The 18,511-nt window shown below is 38.3% G+C and carries 19 protein-coding genes; 7 read left to right on the plus strand and 12 right to left on the minus strand.

Annotated elements, in window-relative coordinates; all coding sequences use genetic code 11:
* Positions 1-43: 43 nt before the first annotated feature.
* From IHV11_RS16705 to IHV11_RS16735, 7 genes are all read right to left on the minus strand, one after another.
* Positions 44-292 carry a hypothetical protein gene (locus tag IHV11_RS16705; RefSeq protein ID WP_197195598.1) on the minus strand — a complete coding sequence of 83 codons (249 nt, stop codon included), beginning with the start codon at positions 290-292 and terminating at the stop codon, positions 44-46.
* Positions 293-345: 53 nt separating this feature from the next.
* A complete protein-coding gene (locus IHV11_RS16710; protein ID WP_197195599.1) occupies positions 346-2,193 on the minus strand; it encodes a PAS domain-containing sensor histidine kinase in 1,848 nt (615 codons plus the stop codon).
* Between the two features lie 167 nt (positions 2,194-2,360).
* Positions 2,361-2,639 carry an HU family DNA-binding protein gene (locus IHV11_RS16715; RefSeq protein WP_066236049.1) on the minus strand — a complete coding sequence of 93 codons (279 nt, stop codon included), beginning with the start codon at positions 2,637-2,639 and terminating at the stop codon, positions 2,361-2,363.
* A 131-nt stretch (positions 2,640-2,770) separates the two neighbouring features.
* On the minus strand, positions 2,771-3,544 hold the full coding sequence (locus tag IHV11_RS16720) for an SDR family NAD(P)-dependent oxidoreductase (protein WP_197195600.1): 774 nt from the start codon (positions 3,542-3,544) through the stop codon (positions 2,771-2,773).
* An 18-nt stretch (positions 3,545-3,562) separates the two neighbouring features.
* On the minus strand, positions 3,563-4,468 hold the full coding sequence (locus IHV11_RS16725; RefSeq protein ID WP_197195601.1) for a hypothetical protein: 906 nt from the start codon (positions 4,466-4,468) through the stop codon (positions 3,563-3,565).
* Between the two features lie 187 nt (positions 4,469-4,655).
* Positions 4,656-7,448 (minus strand): DEAD/DEAH box helicase, encoded by a 2,793-nt coding sequence (locus IHV11_RS16730; protein WP_197195602.1) that lies wholly within the window; start codon positions 7,446-7,448, stop codon positions 4,656-4,658.
* A complete protein-coding gene (locus IHV11_RS16735; RefSeq protein ID WP_197195603.1) occupies positions 7,445-8,761 on the minus strand; it encodes a hypothetical protein in 1,317 nt (438 codons plus the stop codon). Before IHV11_RS16735 ends, IHV11_RS16730 begins: the two co-directional genes overlap by 4 nt.
* A 314-nt stretch (positions 8,762-9,075) precedes the next feature.
* Between IHV11_RS16735 and IHV11_RS16740 the strand changes: the two genes are divergently transcribed.
* From IHV11_RS16740 to IHV11_RS16770, 7 genes are all read left to right on the plus strand, one after another.
* Positions 9,076-9,240 (plus strand): aspartyl-phosphate phosphatase Spo0E family protein, encoded by a 165-nt coding sequence (locus IHV11_RS16740; protein ID WP_197126974.1) that lies wholly within the window; start codon positions 9,076-9,078, stop codon positions 9,238-9,240.
* Between the two features lie 220 nt (positions 9,241-9,460).
* Positions 9,461-9,619, plus strand: coding sequence for an aspartyl-phosphate phosphatase Spo0E family protein (locus tag IHV11_RS16745; RefSeq protein ID WP_197190749.1), 159 nt, complete (start codon positions 9,461-9,463; stop codon positions 9,617-9,619).
* 225 nt (positions 9,620-9,844) lie between these two features.
* Positions 9,845-10,432, plus strand: a complete 588-nt coding sequence (locus IHV11_RS21540; RefSeq protein ID WP_197126973.1) for a 3D domain-containing protein — start codon at positions 9,845-9,847, stop codon at positions 10,430-10,432.
* Positions 10,433-10,602: 170 nt separating this feature from the next.
* On the plus strand, positions 10,603-11,544 hold the full coding sequence (locus IHV11_RS16755; RefSeq protein WP_370568711.1) for an AAA family ATPase: 942 nt from the start codon (positions 10,603-10,605) through the stop codon (positions 11,542-11,544).
* A gap of 1 nt (position 11,545) precedes the next feature.
* A complete protein-coding gene (locus IHV11_RS16760) occupies positions 11,546-12,763 on the plus strand; it encodes a DUF58 domain-containing protein (RefSeq protein ID WP_197195604.1) in 1,218 nt (405 codons plus the stop codon).
* Entirely contained in the window at positions 12,757-13,959 is a 1,203-nt protein-coding gene (locus IHV11_RS16765) for a DUF4129 domain-containing protein (RefSeq protein ID WP_197195605.1), read from the plus strand. The genes IHV11_RS16760 and IHV11_RS16765 overlap by 7 nt, the downstream gene beginning before the upstream one ends.
* Positions 13,960-14,048: 89 nt before the next feature.
* On the plus strand, positions 14,049-14,978 hold the full coding sequence (locus IHV11_RS16770; protein WP_197195606.1) for an ATP-grasp domain-containing protein: 930 nt from the start codon (positions 14,049-14,051) through the stop codon (positions 14,976-14,978).
* A gap of 44 nt (positions 14,979-15,022) precedes the next feature.
* Here IHV11_RS16770 and IHV11_RS16775 read toward each other — a convergent pair whose 3' ends face one another.
* The 5 genes from IHV11_RS16775 to IHV11_RS16795 form a co-directional block, all read right to left on the minus strand.
* A complete protein-coding gene (locus IHV11_RS16775; protein ID WP_197195607.1) occupies positions 15,023-15,946 on the minus strand; it encodes a DNA-3-methyladenine glycosylase family protein in 924 nt (307 codons plus the stop codon).
* A 16-nt stretch (positions 15,947-15,962) separates the two neighbouring features.
* A complete protein-coding gene (gene ytzI / locus IHV11_RS16780) occupies positions 15,963-16,148 on the minus strand; it encodes a YtzI protein (protein ID WP_197190754.1) in 186 nt (61 codons plus the stop codon).
* A 135-nt stretch (positions 16,149-16,283) separates the two neighbouring features.
* The gene (locus tag IHV11_RS16785) at positions 16,284-16,892 is read right to left on the minus strand and encodes a nitroreductase family protein (RefSeq protein ID WP_197195608.1); all 609 of its coding nucleotides are present in this window, start codon (positions 16,890-16,892) and stop codon (positions 16,284-16,286) included.
* A gap of 120 nt (positions 16,893-17,012) precedes the next feature.
* Complete coding sequence (locus IHV11_RS16790) at positions 17,013-17,657, minus strand: FMN-dependent NADH-azoreductase (RefSeq protein ID WP_197195609.1); 645 nt, start codon at positions 17,655-17,657, stop codon at positions 17,013-17,015.
* A 212-nt stretch (positions 17,658-17,869) separates the two neighbouring features.
* The gene (locus tag IHV11_RS16795) at positions 17,870-18,427 is read right to left on the minus strand and encodes a DJ-1/PfpI family protein (protein WP_197126965.1); all 558 of its coding nucleotides are present in this window, start codon (positions 18,425-18,427) and stop codon (positions 17,870-17,872) included.
* Between the last annotated feature and the right edge of the window lie 84 nt (positions 18,428-18,511).

Genomic DNA, 18,511 nt, shown 5'->3' on the forward strand with positions numbered 1-18,511 from the left:
ATTTTACACAAAAAAACTCCTTTCAACAAAATTGAAAGGAGCATTAGCTATACGTATATGGTTCCCAATGAGCTAGATCATAGAGCCCAGAATTAATCCGGGTACTCTCCGCCTCCAATAATGACAGCAATTCATTTGGAAGCTCATTGTGATGATTGACAAGGTTCATCTCATCGTCTGGAGATGAGATCAGAACCGTGAACAACTTCTTATTTTCCATGTTCATCCCATGCACATGAATATAATTTAAATCTTTCACGCGATACACAAAAAAGATACGATATTTATTCATCTTTCCCACACTCCCTTAGAAACAGTGTGGTCGGATTTCACACACATTAAACCTTATTTTGATGAAGACGGTGCAGTCGGAAGTTCGATCTCCACCTTCGTTCCCTCGTTTTCAACGGAAGAAAATTGTATCGCTCCACCGTGCTCTTCAATAATCTTAAAGCAAACCATCAAGCCTAACCCCGTACCCTTTTCCTTTGTTGTATAAAACGGTTCTCCAAGGGTTTTCAAACGTTCCACTGGAATTCCACAACCTTGATCTTTTAGCTCGAGAAGAACAGAATCGTTGCGAATTCCGATCTTAATATGAATCTCTCCGTCTTTATCCATACTTTCAATCGCATTCTTTAATAGATTGATGAAAAGCTGTTTAAGTTGATTTTCCACACCATATACAAGTGGAATGTTATCCGAGATATTTACCCAGATTTGTATGTTTTTCATGATCGCTTGCGTTTCTAACAATCTTACAACACTATAGATTAGTTCTTGAATGTTCGTATGCTCAAAGCTCACTGCCTGAGGTTTAGCAACAAGCATGAGTTCCCCGACAATATCGTTGATTCGATTCAGCTCTGACTCCATGATTCTAAGATATTCTAACCGAATCACATCGTCTGCATCTGATAATAGTTTCGTAAACCCTTTTAATGAAGTTAGCGGGTTCCGAATCTCATGCGCCACTCCTGCAGCAAGCTCACCCAAAACAGACAGCTTCTCCGATTTCAACATAAGTTCTTCTGTCTGTTTTGCTTTCGTAACGTCTCTAGCAAAGGTTACTAGACTCTCAACATGTCCGTCTTTTGTCATAACCGGTACACCACGTGCCTCTAATAAGATCCAATCACCATTCTTATGAAGCAACCTGAACTCTGTTTGAAACGGTTCTTTTTTTACAAGAGCTCTCATGAATTGATCAGAGAGGCTCTGTATATCTTCTGGATGAACCATTTCAAGGATAGCCCCTTTAATCTCACCATCTTCATAGCCAAGAACAGGTAAATGTGAAGGAGATACATATTGAATAATACCGGATGGATCAATCACAGTAATCAGATCTGTAGAATGTTCTGCGATCAAACGATATTTCGCCTCACTTTCCCGTAGAGCACGCTCTACTTTTTTCTGTGAAGTAATATCACGATATACGATTACGAACCCCATAATTTTTCCGTCCATGTCACATATATTTGAAAAAGATGCAGATACATCAAAAACGGTTCCGTCTTTGTGTATACGCTGTGTTTCATGAAGCGGAACCGATTGTCCCTGTTTTAAGAGATCAATGATCTCCTTTGATTCACCTTGTAGATGTTCAGGTGTAATAACAGGATAGTCGTCATTATCCTCTGAGAAATCTTCTTCGGCCCAACCAAACATCTGAATGAATGCATCATTTACCTTAATAACTTCTTGTCTCGTATTGATGATGAGAATGGCATCTGTCGTTCCTTTTAAAACTGATTCTAATAAATCTAGAGCCACACTCAACTCTTCTTCCTTCTGCTTATGAGGAGTTATATCACGCCCTGTAATGACTAACACTTGGGGTTTACCATCACTCGTAAATGTCGGTTGCTTAATGAGCTCTAGCATTACTTTACGACCGCTCTTCATGAGAATCTTTTCAGCTGTTTTTATTGGCTTTCTAGTTTCCCAAGCTCTTTTATCAGAAAGGCTACATCTTTCAATTGCTTCATATGACAGTCTTGTATCTAGTTCCTCAAGATTTTTTCCTTTATATTCATCGTGGTTGATTCCATAAATATTAAGAGCAAACCGGTTCGCTTCTGCCCAAGTTCCATCCGGATATCTTAAACAAACAAATTCAGGCAGGACATCAATCATTTCTTTTAAAGTGGCAACTGCAGGTAATTCGTCCTGGCTCAATACTTTCATCATATCCACCCTTTTTTACTAAAACTTTCTTAACGTCTATAAATTAAATAAAAGGGTCTATTTTCCTTTATTTTTTTTGGAGTTTCGCACGTCAAATTCGTTTATTTTTCGCCGAAATATGACAAAAAGACGCTTCCCTTGTGGAAAGCGTCTCTTGTATATGCTGACGATTAAACGGCTTTTACCGCTTCTTTTAGCGATTTACCGGGCTTGAAAGCTGGCACATTGCTTGCTTGAATCATGATCTCTTCACCAGTAAGAGGATTGCGACCTTTTCTTGCGTTACGGTTTCTTGTTTCAAATGTTCCGAAACCAATAAGCTGTACGCTTTCTCCGTTTTTCAAAGCATCTGTAATCGCATCTAGCACTGCATCAACGGCAAGCGCTGATTCCTTTTTGTTCATACTCGTTGCATTTCGAACTGCATCTACTAAATCCATCTTTTTCATTATGAATTGCTCCTTTCAAACATTAAATGAACTGCTTGTGTAGCAACATTATTAACGAAAAAGATAGGTTTCATACAGAAAGATACAAAATTCCGAAAAATATTTATATAGTTTAATAATTCGTTTTCGAATTAGAACCCTTGAATGGTCATACCACCATCAACAAATAGTGTTTGGCCGTTCACGTAATCAGCTGCTTCACTAGCTAAAAATACCGCTGGTCCCACAAGGTCCGGTAGTTCTCCTACTCTCTTTTGTGGAGTAACAGCGAGTATGTCTTGTAAATATTTTTCGTCGGCTAGCAGTTTCTCTGTTAATGGTGTCTTAAAATACCAAGGACCGATGCTGTTCACATTAATTCCGTACTGTCCCCACTCAAGAGCTAAGTTCTTTGTCATCTGTATGATCGCAGCTTTTGTAGAGGCATAGACTACACCTGTACGAAGAGCGACATGTCCTGCAACAGAAGAAATAGTAATAACCTTACCCCCGCCGCCGGCTTGTTTCATCCGTTCCCCAGCTTGCTGCGAGAACCAAAAAGCTGATCGAAGGTTCGTATGCATGATGATATCCCATTCTTCATCAGTGACATCTAAAGCTTTTGAGCGGATATTCATTCCGGCATTGTTCACAAGAATATTTACGCTTACCCCCTCTTCGTCTAGCGTTTCAAAAATTCCAATAACTTGTTCCTTATTCGTAACATCTGCTTCAAAAAGATACGCTTTCGTTCCAGCACGTTCAATCAACTGTGCTGTCTTTTCCAGATCAGATTGGGTTCTGGATACAATCACGACATCCGCTCCGGCTTCTGCATATCCAATCGCTATCGCTTGTCCGATTCCTCTTCCAGCACCAGTTACGAGTGCTGTTTTGCCTTTAAGTGAAAATGACGGTAAATACACGTATACGACCTCCTCTATTTAGTTAAAAAGTTCGGGGGAAATGATGAAGTAACGTTCTTGGTTTGTCTCATAAGTATTCATCGTATGAATGCTAATTTGGTAGGTAGGTATATCCATATCGTCTTCCATTTCAGAATCGTCCTCACGTACAACTAGATCAGTAATTTTTTTAATACCTGAATTCTCTATGTTCCACAAAGAGCTGTCCACACTATCAAACTGTACTTGTTCAAAGTTTGTGAAGCTCAAATAATAGGAATCACCTTTTGGAACCATATGTTTTAATCCATGCAGATCGAGCGCTTTAAAATAAATGTGAGGTGAAGAGATATAGTTTTGACGATTTACCATCTGGAGTTCTGCATCCTGAATTTGAGTACTAATTTGATATTTGCCATCGTGTAAAGTGACCCATGCATTCATATCTCGCCCGTCTCTATAATAAGAAGCTTCATAGTTAAACTGCTGAATCTTTCCTTTCTTATTAAAAATGAGCGACAGGTTATTGATAGCAAGCTCTCCTTCTGCATGCAGCGCTTTCTTTACCTTCTCATACTCTTTATTTAATTTCATTTCGTATGCATTTGTTAGAGCATTAACTCGGAACACTTCTTCATAATAAGCAGCTACTGAGTAGTTCATAATTAAGCTTGATGCAAAAGATAACACTCCTAGAGAAGCAGCCCACTTTTTAGCATCTTTATTTAAGATGATCTTAGGAAGGAAAAAGAGCAGGAAGATCGCAAGTCCCACTGGTAGTACCCAAGATTCAATACGAAACGTAAACGTACCTAATAAAAAGTAGCCAATCAGTTTCCACCCGATCTTTGATTCTTCGCGGTCTGCTTTCTTCGTATAAATGAGTATCAATAATACAAGAAAAATGACTGAGATGCCCCAAGCTAGTAACGACTCTATTCGCATCGTTATCCCCCTAATTTTTGGATAATAATATAAGTTTATCAAAAAATGCGTGAAAAAGACGCTGCTATCCAATAGAAATCGAAAACAACAAAAAACAACTTGCTCATAAGCGGTTTCGTAACATTGAACAATTCAATCATCATGTACAGCCCACTAAAAAAAGCACAGCTATTCGGCTGTGCTCTACTTACGATTCTACCCACTCTTTTCTCAGCGTAAATAGATCTTTTAATTCGTCAGTTGATAATTCTGTAATCCAATTCTCACTCTGAATCACTTTTTCTGAGAGTTCTTTCTTACTCTCAAGCATCATGTCAATCTTCTCTTCTAATGTGCCAAGCGTAATCATCTTATGCACCGTCACGAATTTTTTCTGTCCGATGCGATGAGCCCGATCTGTTGCTTGATTCTCAACAGCTGGATTCCACCATCTATCATAATGAATAACGTGATTTGCCTCGGTCAAGTTGAGTCCTGTTCCACCAGCTTTTAGAGATAAGATAAAAATAGGATGCTCTCCATCTTGAAAGCTTTCTATCATTTGGTCGCGTTTTTGCTTGCTTAGACTGCCATGCAGAAAGAGTACTGTTCGTCCAAATTTTTTCTCCACATACTTCTTTATCAGTTCACCCATAAAAATAAATTGAGTAAAGATCAGACACTTCTCATCCTTTTCAAGAATAGCATCGATCAATTCAATCGTCTTAGCAAATTTTACAGATTGATCTTCAAGCTTGCCTAGCTTGTCATTCTTTGTATAGAGAGCTGGGTGATCGCAAATCTGTTTCAGTTTTCCTAACATCGCGAGTAATAGTCCACGCCTTTGCATCCCTGTTACCTTTTCCAACTGCTCAAATGTATCTTGAACAAGTCTTTCGTATAGAGAAGCTTGTTCTTTTGATAACGGACAATATTCTTTGATCTCTTGTTTCTCAGGCAGGTTGAGCTGAACAGCAGGATCCATTTTCGTACGACGCAGCAGGAATGGTTGAACAAGCTGTTTTAATTGCTGTAAACGCAACGTATCATTATCTTTCTCCACTGGCACTACAAACTTTTTCTGAAACGATGGTTCGCTCCCTAAATATCCTGGGTTCAAAAAATCGAAAATAGCCCACAGTTCAAGAAGTCTGTTTTCTACAGGTGTTCCCGTTAGCGCGATCTTGTGGCGTCCGTTAAGTCTGCGAATACTTCTTGACTGTTTTGTATAGCTGTTCTTAATGTTCTGTGCCTCATCAAGCACGATTGCTTCCCAATATGTTTCACCCATCTCACTAAAATCAAGCTGGCAAGTCGTGTAAGAAGTAATAACAACATCAAATTTTTTATGCCACTCAGCAAAATGATCCCCCTTCTTACGGTTCCCCCCGTAATGAAGACCTACGGATAAAGTGGGTGAAAAGTTTTGAAGCTCTTTTTGCCAGTTGCCGATTACAGAGGTAGGGCATACAAGTAAAAATGTACCTTCATGTTTTTCTTTTTCTTTCACCTTTAAGAAGTAGTCAATGGTCTGTACTGTTTTACCTAAACCCATATCATCAGCTAAACAACCACCAAGGCCGAATTCCCGGAGAAAATACATCCAAGAACTTCCTGTCTTCTGATAATCTCTTAATGTTCCGATTAAGTTTTCTGCTTTAGGCTCAATCGGCAGTGTTTTGATCTCCGTCAGCTGATCCATCCATGCGTTTAACGGTTCATCCCACTCAATGTCGAGCATCGGTCCGTCAGACTCTATTCCTAGAAGACCATCTTCAGCAGGGTTGGTCTCCATATTTAGAAGATGTTGCTCTAGTACATCCTTCAACTGAATTCCTGTACGATCCACATTCTTTATAAGATGACGCACTTGTTTCATCCACTCAGGATCTACTCTGTACCATTGGCCGTTTCTTCGCACGAGCCTCCTGCTTCCATCAACCAGCTTACGAAATTCTTCTTCCGTAAGCTCTTCATCGCCCGTTGACATTCGCCAATCGAACTGCATAATCGCATTTAATCCCAAGAACGAAGGTGCTCCACCAGATTGCTGCGATTTTGTTTTGATCTTTGCCTTTACTTTTGGTTGAAGTTCTTGAACGGTTTGCCACCATGCTGGAAGAACAACGGTAAGTCCAATCTGTCTTAACAGATCGCTTTTGAGTGTTAAAAAATCCCAAGCCTCTTTTTCTGTTATTTCATCTCGTATTTCTTTTCTCGCATTTGGTTTTAACCAAGAGATTAATTTTGTCACGAGATCTATGTCAGACTCTAACATCTCTTTGAAAGCTTTCCATTCCTCTGGAAGAAGTGTGCTTTTTCCGAGATACGGCACAGCTATTCCATCTTCTTTTTCTTGAAGAATGACATCTAGCTTCCATACATCTTCAATAGCTTCACCATCATTTGCAGGTTCAGACAGTTCAAATATGATATCAAAGGGCTTTGGATCTTTTCTCCAGCCAATCTTAATCAGCCATTCCTCTTCACTTAAATGATTCAAGGCAGATATGATCTGTCGAGGTATACCCTTCATGCGTTCTCTATTAAAATTTGTAGGCATGTATGTGTTGCCGTCATGTGGCAATGTTGAGAGAGCTTCGTTCACCCAGGCGGATTCAATTCTCTCTCCATCCGTTCTCCATGCCCATGATCCTGTCTTCCATGCTTCATAGTCAGGAGTAACCCTTTCTTTCTGCATCAAACGGAAGACATCGTTAGCCTCTTTTACAAAAGTCCAAGAATCATCTTCCCAATTGTTTTTCGTTAGAAAGAATTCGGGATATCGATTAAAAAGATCAAAAGCTTCCCCCGCATCTAAATAAACATTCTGGTCATCATCAACTTCTAGCATCGTCCCATAAAATGAAGGCTTATGCCATGTAAATAAAAGAGGTTTCCAGTCGTTTACATGCACTCTTTTCGAATGTTTAGTGGCCCATAAAACCATGTTGCCATGAAGCCATTTCGCGTGTATCAAAAGATTGCTTGTATCGATCATGAAATAAACTTTCCTTTCCTTAGCTCTTCCTGAAAGGCTCTTAGCCGTCCATAAACAGTAGCAATACGATTGATATACTGTGAAAAACGTTCTTCTTCACCAAGATCAAAATATAAGGATCGAAGTGTTTTTAAATGTTTAATAGCGGACTGATAAGATTTTCTAGTCCTCTCATTAATCAGCCTATCAATCGCTTGGTGATAGATCGGCAGAACTGATTCTTTTTGAAAGGACACGACCTCTTTTAAATCCTTTCTTTGAATCAATTCAGGTGAGTAACCCATAATAACTTGCAGTTCTACCCATCTTTCATGCTCACCGATCACCATCAAATACTCCCCGTACTCATAGAACGTAATAGGTAAGAATTCAATTAGCATCTCTTCATACTGATCCTCGTCACCTGTGTGTTGAGCGTACTTCCAAAAATAGCTTAAGTATTCATGAAAAAACTCACGAGATTCAGAATGGTAATAGTACGTACCAACACCTTCTAGGAAATATGGCTTTAGATCAAGCAGCCACAACAAGAGTCGATCCCATTCTTGTTTGTCTACTAATAACTTCATCCAAACAAGATAATGAACCATATCCACTTTTTTCTCACACTGTGTTAACCGTTTAAAAGCTAGTTGTTCATCTCCACTAGCAAAAGCAAAATGAACAAGAGCTAGTTCAAGCATTTGAGATGTTTTGCCACTTTCTTTTTCTTCTAAAAGCTGTTTTTCATATTTAGTAACCCAAGCCTGCTCAACATAGAGTAACGACCAGCTGATCTGAAATAGATAAAAGAGAAGATGTCCCCACTTAGGAGGAATCTCATAAAGACTCTGAAAGTTTCTTAAGCTCTCTTCCAAAAGCTTTTTATTCTCATTTAGTAACTTTTTGCTGTCGATCTGTTTTAAAGTTATATACATTTGATCACTTAGTTTCTCAACAGTCGCATCAAAATTGGACTGCATATATGTAGCTACACCATATTGACCTTCAAACGAAAACAATCGAATCAGCGTTTCGATCTGTACGTGATATTTGTATAATAATGCTATATCTTCGTCAAAGAACTGCCCTGCATTTAAGAGCGCAGGATAATAATCGCGATAGATATGAACAAACGTATAACTCGTATCTTTTCCATCAACGAGATCTCGAAAGGAGACGGTTTGCAGTTTACGTCTCTCGAAAGTTTCAAACCGTTCTGAAAAATACTCTCGCCATAGTTGAACAGAATGTGTGTTTTGAACTTTTTGCTCAGGCGTTTCAAAATGAACATGAGTTTCGCCCTTATCTTTATGCTCTTCAGTTGGTTTCATTCCGTCTCCCCCCTTTCTTTTTATTACCAATTATAGCAAAATACATCTATACTCATTCATGTATATCATATCTATTTTAAAGGAAACCGTTGAAATTGACCAAAGATACACATTTAACACCTAAAACAATTCCAATTTTTACCGATAATATGAATAGAAGTGTCTGATATCGGCTTTTAGAAACAATCAACACAAGATAAAAGTTTAGAGAAAAGAGTACAGAATTCTATGAAGTTAGGTCTACCTTTAATGATATGCTTGTCGATCGCAATAGAGACTCCTTCTTCTTTACAACTGGAAAGGAAGAACCACTTATGATAGAAAAAAATATTCAAGAACGAATCCGTTTATTAAGAGAAGAATTATATCGAATTTCAAACCAACTAAACTATGAATTAACACACCCCAAATTGGTCACGATCAGCCAACAGCTCGATCAACTATTGAACCAGTACTCTAAATTTGAACAGAAAGTATAAAAACGGCTGCTTGTTAGGTCGTTTTTTTATTTCAATGTAACCTTCTACTTTTTCAACTAAAACACTACTTTCCCTCTCGAACTTAATTCGACATTCCTTCCCTTCAATATTGTAGTTTTTTGTAACATTATCACTATTTTAGCCGAAACCCTTTTTCTTTTTGTAAATTTATTGCATATTAAGTGAAGACAAAATCTCTCATGAAAGTTGTGAATAGAACATGTTGTTGCAATTAATTGAGGAAAAACGTGAAGTATTGTTATGTCTTGGCAAAACATATGGTTTAACCGCTAAAGAAACAGTGATCTGCAGTCAGGAATTAGATCAGTTATTGAATCGCTTAGATGATTTTATTGGCGAACCTAGCGACAACTCGTAATTTTTGTCTATTTCCTGGGAAATTTGTCGTTTGAGAGAGAATGATTATCAACTTAAACGAATCCTACATAATCATTATCTATTAAATTCCATAATTACCTATTATTATATGAAAATAGTAATGTAATCTCTTTGTTATCTTCTCCTAATGAGTTTGTTACATTCGATTAGTATAATTGGCAACCGAGGCGTATTTAACCAATTATACATATTAGGAGGAGTTATCATGATAAAAAAATGGGTAATTACAGGGGCTCTAGCATTCGGATTGCTCGTTTCTGCTCCCGTTAGTGGATTTGCAGCAATGGGGGATCACACTCTCCGACCGGGTACTTGGGACAATGACGTATATGAACTTCAAGGAAAATTAAAAGCGCTAGGATTCTATGATTTTGCTGTAACAACAGGCTATTATGGTCCCGTTACTAAACAAGCCGTAACAGATTATCAACGAGCTAAAAGCTTATCCGTAGACGGTATTGCTGGACCTCAAACGTTTAACAGCATTCAAAATAACGTTACAAAAAAGAGTATGACTGTTGCTTCGACTGCTTATACGGCAAGTTGTGAAGGCTGCAGCGGTACAACTTTCAATGGTACAAATCTAAAAGAAATTCCTTATGCAAAAGTAATCGCTGTTGATCCAAATGTTATTCCTATCGGATCTGTTGTTTATGTTCCTGGCTATGGATATGCTGTAGCTGATGATACCGGTGGTGGAATCAATGGTAAAGAAATCGATGTATTTATGAAAAACTATTCTGATGCCATTAATTGGGGAAGAAAAAGCATAAATATTACAATTTTAAATTAATGAGATGAGGTAAATGTACCTCATTTCTCCTTCGCTCACAGTTTATTTTAAAGCTGTGAGTTTTTTTATGTTTACAATAATTTCAAAAATATTACATTTTTTTATTTTCTAAATATTATAATAATGATAAAGTTAAATTAACATTTTTGAGAGGATGTACATAAATGAACATGATGGATCAGATGACAATTATAAAAAATGCAATAGCAGAAGTATTAACAGGGAAAGAAGAACTTGTTGAATTAACGATGATTTCGATAGTCAATAGAGGTCATTTATTATTAGAAGATGTTCCTGGAACAGGAAAAACAGTACTTGCAAAAAGCCTCGCTCGGTTGATAGGGGGAGAATTTAAAAGGATTCAGTTCACACCCGATATCCTTCCAGCTGATATTACGGGCATACAGTTCTTTCATCCGAAGCATCAAGAGTTTGAGCTGCGTCCCGGTCCGGTTATGACTAACATCTTATTAGCCGATGAAATTAACCGTGCAACGCCACGAGCTCAATCCAGTCTATTAGAAGTGATGGAAGAAAGACAGGTTACGATTGATGGTGAAACCCTTCCCCTTCCGTCTCCTTTCTTAGTTCTTGCCACACAGAATCCTATTGAATCTCACGGAACATTCCCGCTTCCTGAGGCACAGCTTGATCGTTTTTTTATGAAATTGCCATCTGGCTTTCCAAATTATGATCAAGAGAAAGAAATGCTTCACATGTATCGTAAAAAAAATCCTCAAGACTCTTTAGAACCAGTCTTCTCTTTAGAAGATATATTAGTCATGCAAGAAGAAGTGAAGCAAATTCATGTTAGTGATAGTGTCGAAAATTATTTACTGTCCATTGTTCACGCTACTCGCAGTCATGAGTTTATTGAGAACGGTGTTTCTCCTCGTGGCACCCTTGCTTTCATGAGAGCCGCTCAAGGCGCTGCTTATGTTCAGGGAAGAACATTCGTTACTCCAGACGATGTTCAATTCGTCGCACCGTATGTATTAACTCATCGTTTAGTATTAACGATGGAAGGAACGATGAGAAAGACGAAAGACCAAGTGTTAAAAGAGATTCTTGAAGCAACTATAGTCCCTGTAGAGTCTGAGGCAGGTAGATAATATGCAATGGCGCAGCGAGGTATGGATTAAATCCATCTTTCGGGTCTTAGTTGTTTTCAGCCCCATAATACTTTTGATTGGCTTTTATCGTAATATCTCATTTCTATTTTTATTAGGGCTGGCCATCATTTTTTTATATGGAACGCTATTGCTGCAATCTAGGTCCGCATTAAATGAGATTGTACTAGATACTTCAAAACAAGTTCATCGTTTGTTTCCTGGTGATACGGATCAGTTTTATGTAAAACTTCTTCATAAGGGAAGATGGCCTTCTTATCGTGGCGAACTCACCTTCACACACCGAGCACCTATATCTGTCACAGGAGATGTTGAATCGAACAACACTGCAAAAGGAAGAATTGAAGTTAAACGTCATTTTGCACTCTATCGCAAAACTGTTTTTACACAAACAATACCCTTTACTGCTACAAAAAGAGGAACAACAAGAATTTCCAATCTTACACTGCAGGTACAAGATCCTCTTTCATTGAGTGGTCAAGCATTGGCTTATATGGGGATCTTCCCAACTGAAATTGTTGTTTATCCTAGACCGCTTCCTGTTCATCGAATTGAGCATCTATTTTCTCAAGGCAGTGGTGAATCTGTAAGACCTTTCGCTTTGTTTGAAAACGTTTCTCTTCCTGCAGGGAACCGAGAATATGCTCCTGGAGATGCTTTTCATAAAATACATTGGAAAGCTACAGCACGGTCAGGCTCTCTTCAAACGAAGGTCTTTGAAAAAACAGTGGTGTATCACTGGACATTTGTTTATACGATACTCCCTGATCATAAAGAGATGAAATCTTCTGAGGATATGGAGAGCGAGATCAGCCATTTGGCATACATGTGTCAGTTTGCGGCGGAAAAAGGAATACCTTTTGAAGTATACATTAACTTTAAAGTTCCTGGCCCGATCGGAATGTATCATGTACCAACCGGGAGCGGAGCGGTTCACTTAAGCAGTATCCTTGAAGGTTTGGCGAGAATTGATCGTTCCAATGTCATCGTCAAACCTCAGATCATGTGGAATAAGATGGATCGTAATTTTGTTGGTACGAGTCCGTTTGTCATTTTTTTAGGTCATATTCCTACAGATCCGAATTCTCAGATATTGATTAAGAAATGGTCTAGATCAGGTGGGAGAACCTTTTATGTCGAACACAACGAAGAACATGCCATTCTGATGCCATACTTTTCATCGGAGGTCGCATCATGTTAAAGAAAAGTCAGCAATTTACTCTTTACGGTATGAACTTAAGCTTTGACGCCATGCTTGTTTTCATAATGCTGACCATCTTTTCAGGAGGAGCAACTTGGCTTGAGTTCGTATGGTTCAATGCAAATCTGATCCTGATTGTAGCGATAAGCGGGGCTTTGTATCTCTACAAACCAAACTTATTCAAAATCACACTATTTTGTTTTATTATTGTATCAACACTATTGTTCTGGTTCATGACTTCTTCTCTCATACTATCCATATTGATCTCATTCGTCCTGATGTGGAGAAGCGCAGAAAATTGGAATGATTCCTTTAAAACGGATCTTGAATTGATCTTTGCAATTAGCGCCGTGTTAACATTACTTCTATCCCTGTTTTTTAAGGATGGCTTTACGGTGATGTATGGAGCCGTGTGGATCCAATTCATGCTTATGCTGTTCATTAAAATGACTCTGCATTATTTTAAGAATGATTCGATTCAAATTGTAATGAAGGATTTTATGGTTCCCTTAACGCTAGTTGGGTTAAGCGGAGTTATTCTCGCTATATTAGGACCTTTAAAACAATTACTTTATTGGGCATTAGACGGTGTGTTCTTTATTTTGTATTATATTTTAGCGGTTCCACTCTGGAAGGTAATCTCCCTTCTTCCTCCGTTAATCCAAATGCTTAAACAATTGTTTAATATGGAGGAAAAGGGAAAGGTGAATACAGGTAATCAGACAGATGTCTTAGAACAGCGTCCTGAAACACTAGCAGAATCTCCCATACTTTTATACACGACAATCGCGATTCTTATCATTATGGTTCTTTTCTTTCTTTGGAAAAAGAGGAATGTGTTCAACAACCAGTCCAGCTTATTGGTAAACGGAAACATTTCAGTTCTTGATAGTACATATGCTAACAGCCAGATGATCGGTAAAAAAAGATGGCTTCAGTCGAAAGATAGAACAAGAAAAAGATTTTTGCACTTTGAAAAAGTAATGGACAAGAAAGGATTCGGAAGGCAACCTGGTGAATCTGCTGTGAACTGGTTTCAAAGACTTGAACTTTCCGGAAAAGATGCAGATTCTGTTCTAGCTGCATACGAAAAAGTACGTTACGGTGAAGAGAGCATTTCTGATACTGAGTACAATCAGTATGTAAGTGCATTGAAAAAATTTGAAAAGTCGGATCACTTGAAGAAGCCGAAATAAGACGGCTTCTTTTTCTGTTCATACCACCTCATTTAATATAGACTAATAATATATAAATAGTCGGATTTCTAGCATACAAGGAGGATATTATGACAAAAAAAATATATGTGATTCATGAGAATAGCGAATGGACTGCTCCGTTATTCCAACGTTTTGAAGAGCTCGGTCTACCTTATGAAGATTGGCATATGAAAAAAGGACACATAGATCTGACAGAAGCTCCCCCACAAGGTATTTTCTATAACAGAATGAGTGCCTCCTCTCATACTAGAGGACACAGATTTTCGCCTGAATATACATCAGCGGTACTATCCTGGCTTGAGAGCTATGGTCGTAAAGTATTTAACGACTCAAGAGCCCTTCAGCTCGAGATCAGTAAAGTGAAACAATACAGCGCATTAAAAGCATTTCATATACCTGTTCCACGAACGATTGCGGCTTACGGAAAAGATGAACTTATACATGCTGCAACGAAATTTAAAGGCCCTTTCATTACAAAACACAACCGTGCGGGTAAAGGGCTTGGGGTTCAATTGTTCCAAACGCAGAATGCACTAGAGTCTTATGTACAGTCGGAAAATTTTGATGAATCCATCGACGGAATCACTCTTTTGCAAGATTATATCGAAGCACCAGAACCTTATATTGTGCGCTGCGAATTTATAGGCGGCAAATTTTTATATGCCGTTCAAGTAGATACTTCTGATGGATTTGAACTTTGTCCGGCTGACGCTTGCCAGATTGGTGATCAATTCTGTCCAATTACAGACCAGCCAGAGAATCCAACACCAAAGTTTAAGATTCTAAAAGACTTTGTTCTACCAAAGCAAGAAAGTTATGAAGCGTTCTTAGACGCAAACGGGATTACGTTTGCCGGCATTGAGATCATTACAGACAAGAGTGGAAACGTATATGCGTATGATGTAAACACGAATACAAACTACAACCGAGATGCTGAAGCAGAGGCAAATATATATGGCATGAAGGCGATCGCGGAATTTTTAGGTAAAGAATTATAAATGAAAAAGGTGAGGGGCATCTAAGAATGCCCCTCACCTTTTTATTAAGTATGATCCACAACTGTAGGAGTCTGGTTTAAACTCTCCCATAGATAATACGTGATATATGTACGCCATGGTGTCCAATCCTGCGCAAGCACCCTTACCTCTTCTTCTGATGGTTGCTCAGCTAACTTCCAAACTTGACGGATGGCATTTCTTAATCCAATATCTGCAGCGGGCAGTACATCGGTTCTTCCCATACCAAAGATTAAAAGACATTCGATCGTCCATTTCCCTATCCCTCTAATCGGCAACAGCGCTTTCATCACTTCTTCATCTGACATATTCCATAAGCTTTCAAAATCAATAGTTCCGTCTGAGATCAGCTTTGCCAGATCGATAATATACTCTGCTTTTCTCTGACTGAATTGAAGCTTACGAAGGTCCTCATACTTAAGCGTTGCAACAAGATTTGGAGCTGGAAAGACTTGAAATGTACTTCCTTCTACCTCCACTTTTTCACCAGCGTGTTCAATAAGTCGTTCGGTCAGGGTTCCAGCAAAAGTTAAATTTACTTGTTGACCGATAATAATCTTTACAATGGATTCAAATAGATCAGTGTCTGTAAGGAGTTTTAATCCTTTAAAACGTTGTAGTACTACATCCAATTTCTCGTTTTCACAAAAGTGGTTATAAAGAGGCGACAGATCGACTTCAGTTGAGAACAGTTGTTGAATTTTTTTCTTAACTGCATCCTCAGATACTAAACCATTTAAAGGTATAGCCTTACAACTCAGAACAGGGCTTGTAACAGTACCGCTGGATACTACTTTTACATAACAAGAAACATCTTGGATTCTGATTATTTTTTCGTATTCTGTAAATTGTTCATTGAGTTTTAAGACATGCGTTTTTCCTGTAACTGTGAGGCGCTGCATCATCTTTTGAAAGTCAAAAGGTGGTTTAGGTTCAATTACAAACTTCATCCTCTTACATCCCTTCTTATGAACGCTCCTTACCTTCTTTTGTTTCTTTTTCTTTTGTTTCATTCTTCAGATATGGATTATCATCTAACTGATCGATTGTATGCTTATAAGAATACCCTTTTGTTATAGCTGCTGCGAAAATAATAACAACAAATATGATAATAACGAGGGTAATTAATATCGAGATGCTTAATGTGCTCATACTACCTCCTTATCAAAACTGATTTTACTTGTATGATAGCACATTTTCCCATCAACAGACTTGGCACTATAGTGATAGTGCTATGAAAAAAAGCAGCTATGCCGATATTAGGCACAACTGCTTAGAATGAAATATTTATTTCTCTTCAAATTTATCATGCATGACAATGCGATCGATATCAAAGCGCTCTGTAGGTTTTGCTGGGCCGTCAGCATATCCTAATGTAATCATCATCACAGGAATGAATCGTTCTGGAATTCCGAGTGCTGGAACAATTGCAGCATGATCGAACCCTGTCATCGGACATGAATCAACTCCAACTGCTTTAGCGGCAAGCATGAGCTGCATCGCACCGAGTGATGCGTTCTTTAGCGCTTCTCTCTCACCAACTGCACGACCTTGTGAATAGGCAGAGTTGATATTTTTTAATAAAATATTTCTTGCTTCTTCTGGAGCTTTTTCGAATACTTCCGCAGCCACTTTATCTGCTTCTGTATCTCCTAAGACGACTACAACTGCAGACGCATCTAGCACATGCTTTTGATTATAAGCAATCGGAAAAAGTTTCTCTTTTTGTTCTTGAGACGTTACTACAATAAAACGCCAGTGCTGAAGGTTCCATGCTGATGGTGCTTTTCCTGCCATCTCAAGGATCTGATGAAGTGTTTCGTTCGGGATTTCTTTATCTTTTTGATACAGACGAACAGAAGATCGTTCTTCCATAACTTTAAATGTTTCGTTCATTTTTTCCACTCCTTATCCCACATTTCTCTAGAATTCTCTACAAATAAAGAGGTGCCACATTTCGTTGACACCTCGTTACTATTCCACCAATTATAGTGGGTTATCAGTTGAAGTCAAAAATTATGCATTGCGTTTAGCTACGACTAACTCCTTAGCTAATTCTGTAGCTCTTTCTCTTGCATCAGCCAAAATTTCTTCTGCACGATCTGGAGCAGCTGCCATACCTTCTGTAAATACATGATGATAATCAGTAATTCCGATGAATGCCATCACACCTTGAAGATATCCGTTCGTGAACTCGAATGCTTGAGCAGGACCTTCAGAATACACACCGCCACGAGATTGAATGTGCACGGCAGTCTTCCCTCCTAATAATCCAGCTGGGCCGTTCTCCGTATATTTAAATGTCTTACCTGCCATTACTACGTTATCGATATATGCTTTAAGCATTGGAGGATAGCTCAAGTTCCACATCGGTGTGTTGAATACATACATGTCTGCAGAAAGGAATTGTTCTAAAATTTCTCCCATACGGTTTGTTTTTTCAACTTGTGATGGAGAAAGCTCTAAGCCAGCAGCTAATTTACCCCAAGCATCTAGAACATCTGCATCAATAAACGGAATGTTCTCTTCATAAAGATTTACCGTTTCGATTTCAATTTTTTCATTTTGATTAGTTAGTTCGTTTAAGAAGTGACGTCCTAATCGAAGTCCGAAAGATTGGTCCATTGGTTTTGGATTTGAATTAATATAAAGTACTTTCATTTGTGATTCTCTCCTTTTAATATCTGTTGTAATTAGTGATTAACTTCTCTTTAGTAAGTTGATTCCTTTACATCATAATTCCATAACTTACTTTTGTCAAGCACTAAACTTTTAATTATTATCATGATTTATTTTAGTGATTTTTTCCAATAAAAAACGCTTTCTAGCTAATAGCCAGAAAGCGATAAGGGGGAGCGAAGTTCAGTGTTCCGTCAAAAGGAACTAGTGCCTTTATAAAAATTATATTCTTCAAGGCCGTCAAAACATTGCAAACGGTCCCCGATCGTTAAACCAAAATCAATATAAGCATGGCTTTTTGCAGTTAACAGATTTTTATCTTCTACAATCTGTTTTGATTGATAAGTACCATTCAACCAACTGTTAGTTTTAGCAAATTCATCTTCGTGCAAAGAAACGGTATATGATCTGCCGTTTAATATGCCGGCTCGTCCTAGAATAACTGCGCCGTTCCCAATAGCTGCAATCTTAATATTCTCTCTGTTGAACACTTGCAACAGATGCAGAAGTCTCGGATTTCCTTGTGTAAATGCTTGTTTTCCTCCTGGAATGATTAGCATCTCATAATCAATAGGGCTAATATTCTTCATCTTTATCGTAGGTTGCATCAGTAAACCACATTCACTAGTAACAGTTCCTGGCAACAGCGAGAAAGGCAGCACTTCATATTTTTTACCTATGATAGATAAAGTCGTCATTACTTCAACTTCTCTAAATTGTGGATACAAATAGACAAGTACTTTCTTTTTCAAAGGTATTCACCCATTCCTGTTACTTTTCTACCCGTCTTGCTGGGAAGAGGGTGTATAATTATTGTAACAGGATGCCGACTTGCT

The organism is Fictibacillus sp. 26RED30, assembly GCF_015903845.1.
In the GTDB taxonomy this organism is placed as follows: domain Bacteria; phylum Bacillota; class Bacilli; order Bacillales; family Fictibacillaceae; genus Fictibacillus; species Fictibacillus phosphorivorans.

Bases quoted from the DNA above. Each gene is read 5' to 3' on its own strand.
- IHV11_RS16705 (WP_197195598.1), bottom strand. From the start codon at position 292: ATGAATAAATATCGTATCTTTTTTGTGTATCGCGTGAAAGATTTAAAT.
- IHV11_RS16710 (WP_197195599.1), bottom strand. From the start codon at position 2,193: ATGATGAAAGTATTGAGCCAGGACGAATTACCTGCAGTTGCCACTTTA.
- IHV11_RS16715 (WP_066236049.1), bottom strand. From the start codon at position 2,639: ATGAAAAAGATGGATTTAGTAGATGCAGTTCGAAATGCAACGAGTATG.
- IHV11_RS16725 (WP_197195601.1), bottom strand. From the start codon at position 4,468: ATGCGAATAGAGTCGTTACTAGCTTGGGGCATCTCAGTCATTTTTCTT.
- IHV11_RS16730 (WP_197195602.1), bottom strand. From the start codon at position 7,448: ATGATCGATACAAGCAATCTTTTGATACACGCGAAATGGCTTCATGGC.
- IHV11_RS16735 (WP_197195603.1), bottom strand. From the start codon at position 8,761: ATGAAACCAACTGAAGAGCATAAAGATAAGGGCGAAACTCATGTTCAT.
- IHV11_RS16740 (WP_197126974.1), top strand. From the start codon at position 9,076: ATGATAGAAAAAAATATTCAAGAACGAATCCGTTTATTAAGAGAAGAA.
- IHV11_RS16745 (WP_197190749.1), top strand. From the start codon at position 9,461: ATGTTGTTGCAATTAATTGAGGAAAAACGTGAAGTATTGTTATGTCTT.
- IHV11_RS21540 (WP_197126973.1), top strand. From the start codon at position 9,845: ATGATAAAAAAATGGGTAATTACAGGGGCTCTAGCATTCGGATTGCTC.
- IHV11_RS16755 (WP_370568711.1), top strand. From the start codon at position 10,603: ATGATGGATCAGATGACAATTATAAAAAATGCAATAGCAGAAGTATTA.
- IHV11_RS16760 (WP_197195604.1), top strand. From the start codon at position 11,546: ATGCAATGGCGCAGCGAGGTATGGATTAAATCCATCTTTCGGGTCTTA.
- IHV11_RS16765 (WP_197195605.1), top strand. From the start codon at position 12,757: ATGTTAAAGAAAAGTCAGCAATTTACTCTTTACGGTATGAACTTAAGC.
- IHV11_RS16770 (WP_197195606.1), top strand. From the start codon at position 14,049: ATGACAAAAAAAATATATGTGATTCATGAGAATAGCGAATGGACTGCT.
- IHV11_RS16775 (WP_197195607.1), bottom strand. From the start codon at position 15,946: ATGAAGTTTGTAATTGAACCTAAACCACCTTTTGACTTTCAAAAGATG.
- ytzI (WP_197190754.1), bottom strand. From the start codon at position 16,148: ATGAGCACATTAAGCATCTCGATATTAATTACCCTCGTTATTATCATA.
- IHV11_RS16785 (WP_197195608.1), bottom strand. From the start codon at position 16,892: ATGAACGAAACATTTAAAGTTATGGAAGAACGATCTTCTGTTCGTCTG.
- IHV11_RS16790 (WP_197195609.1), bottom strand. From the start codon at position 17,657: ATGAAAGTACTTTATATTAATTCAAATCCAAAACCAATGGACCAATCT.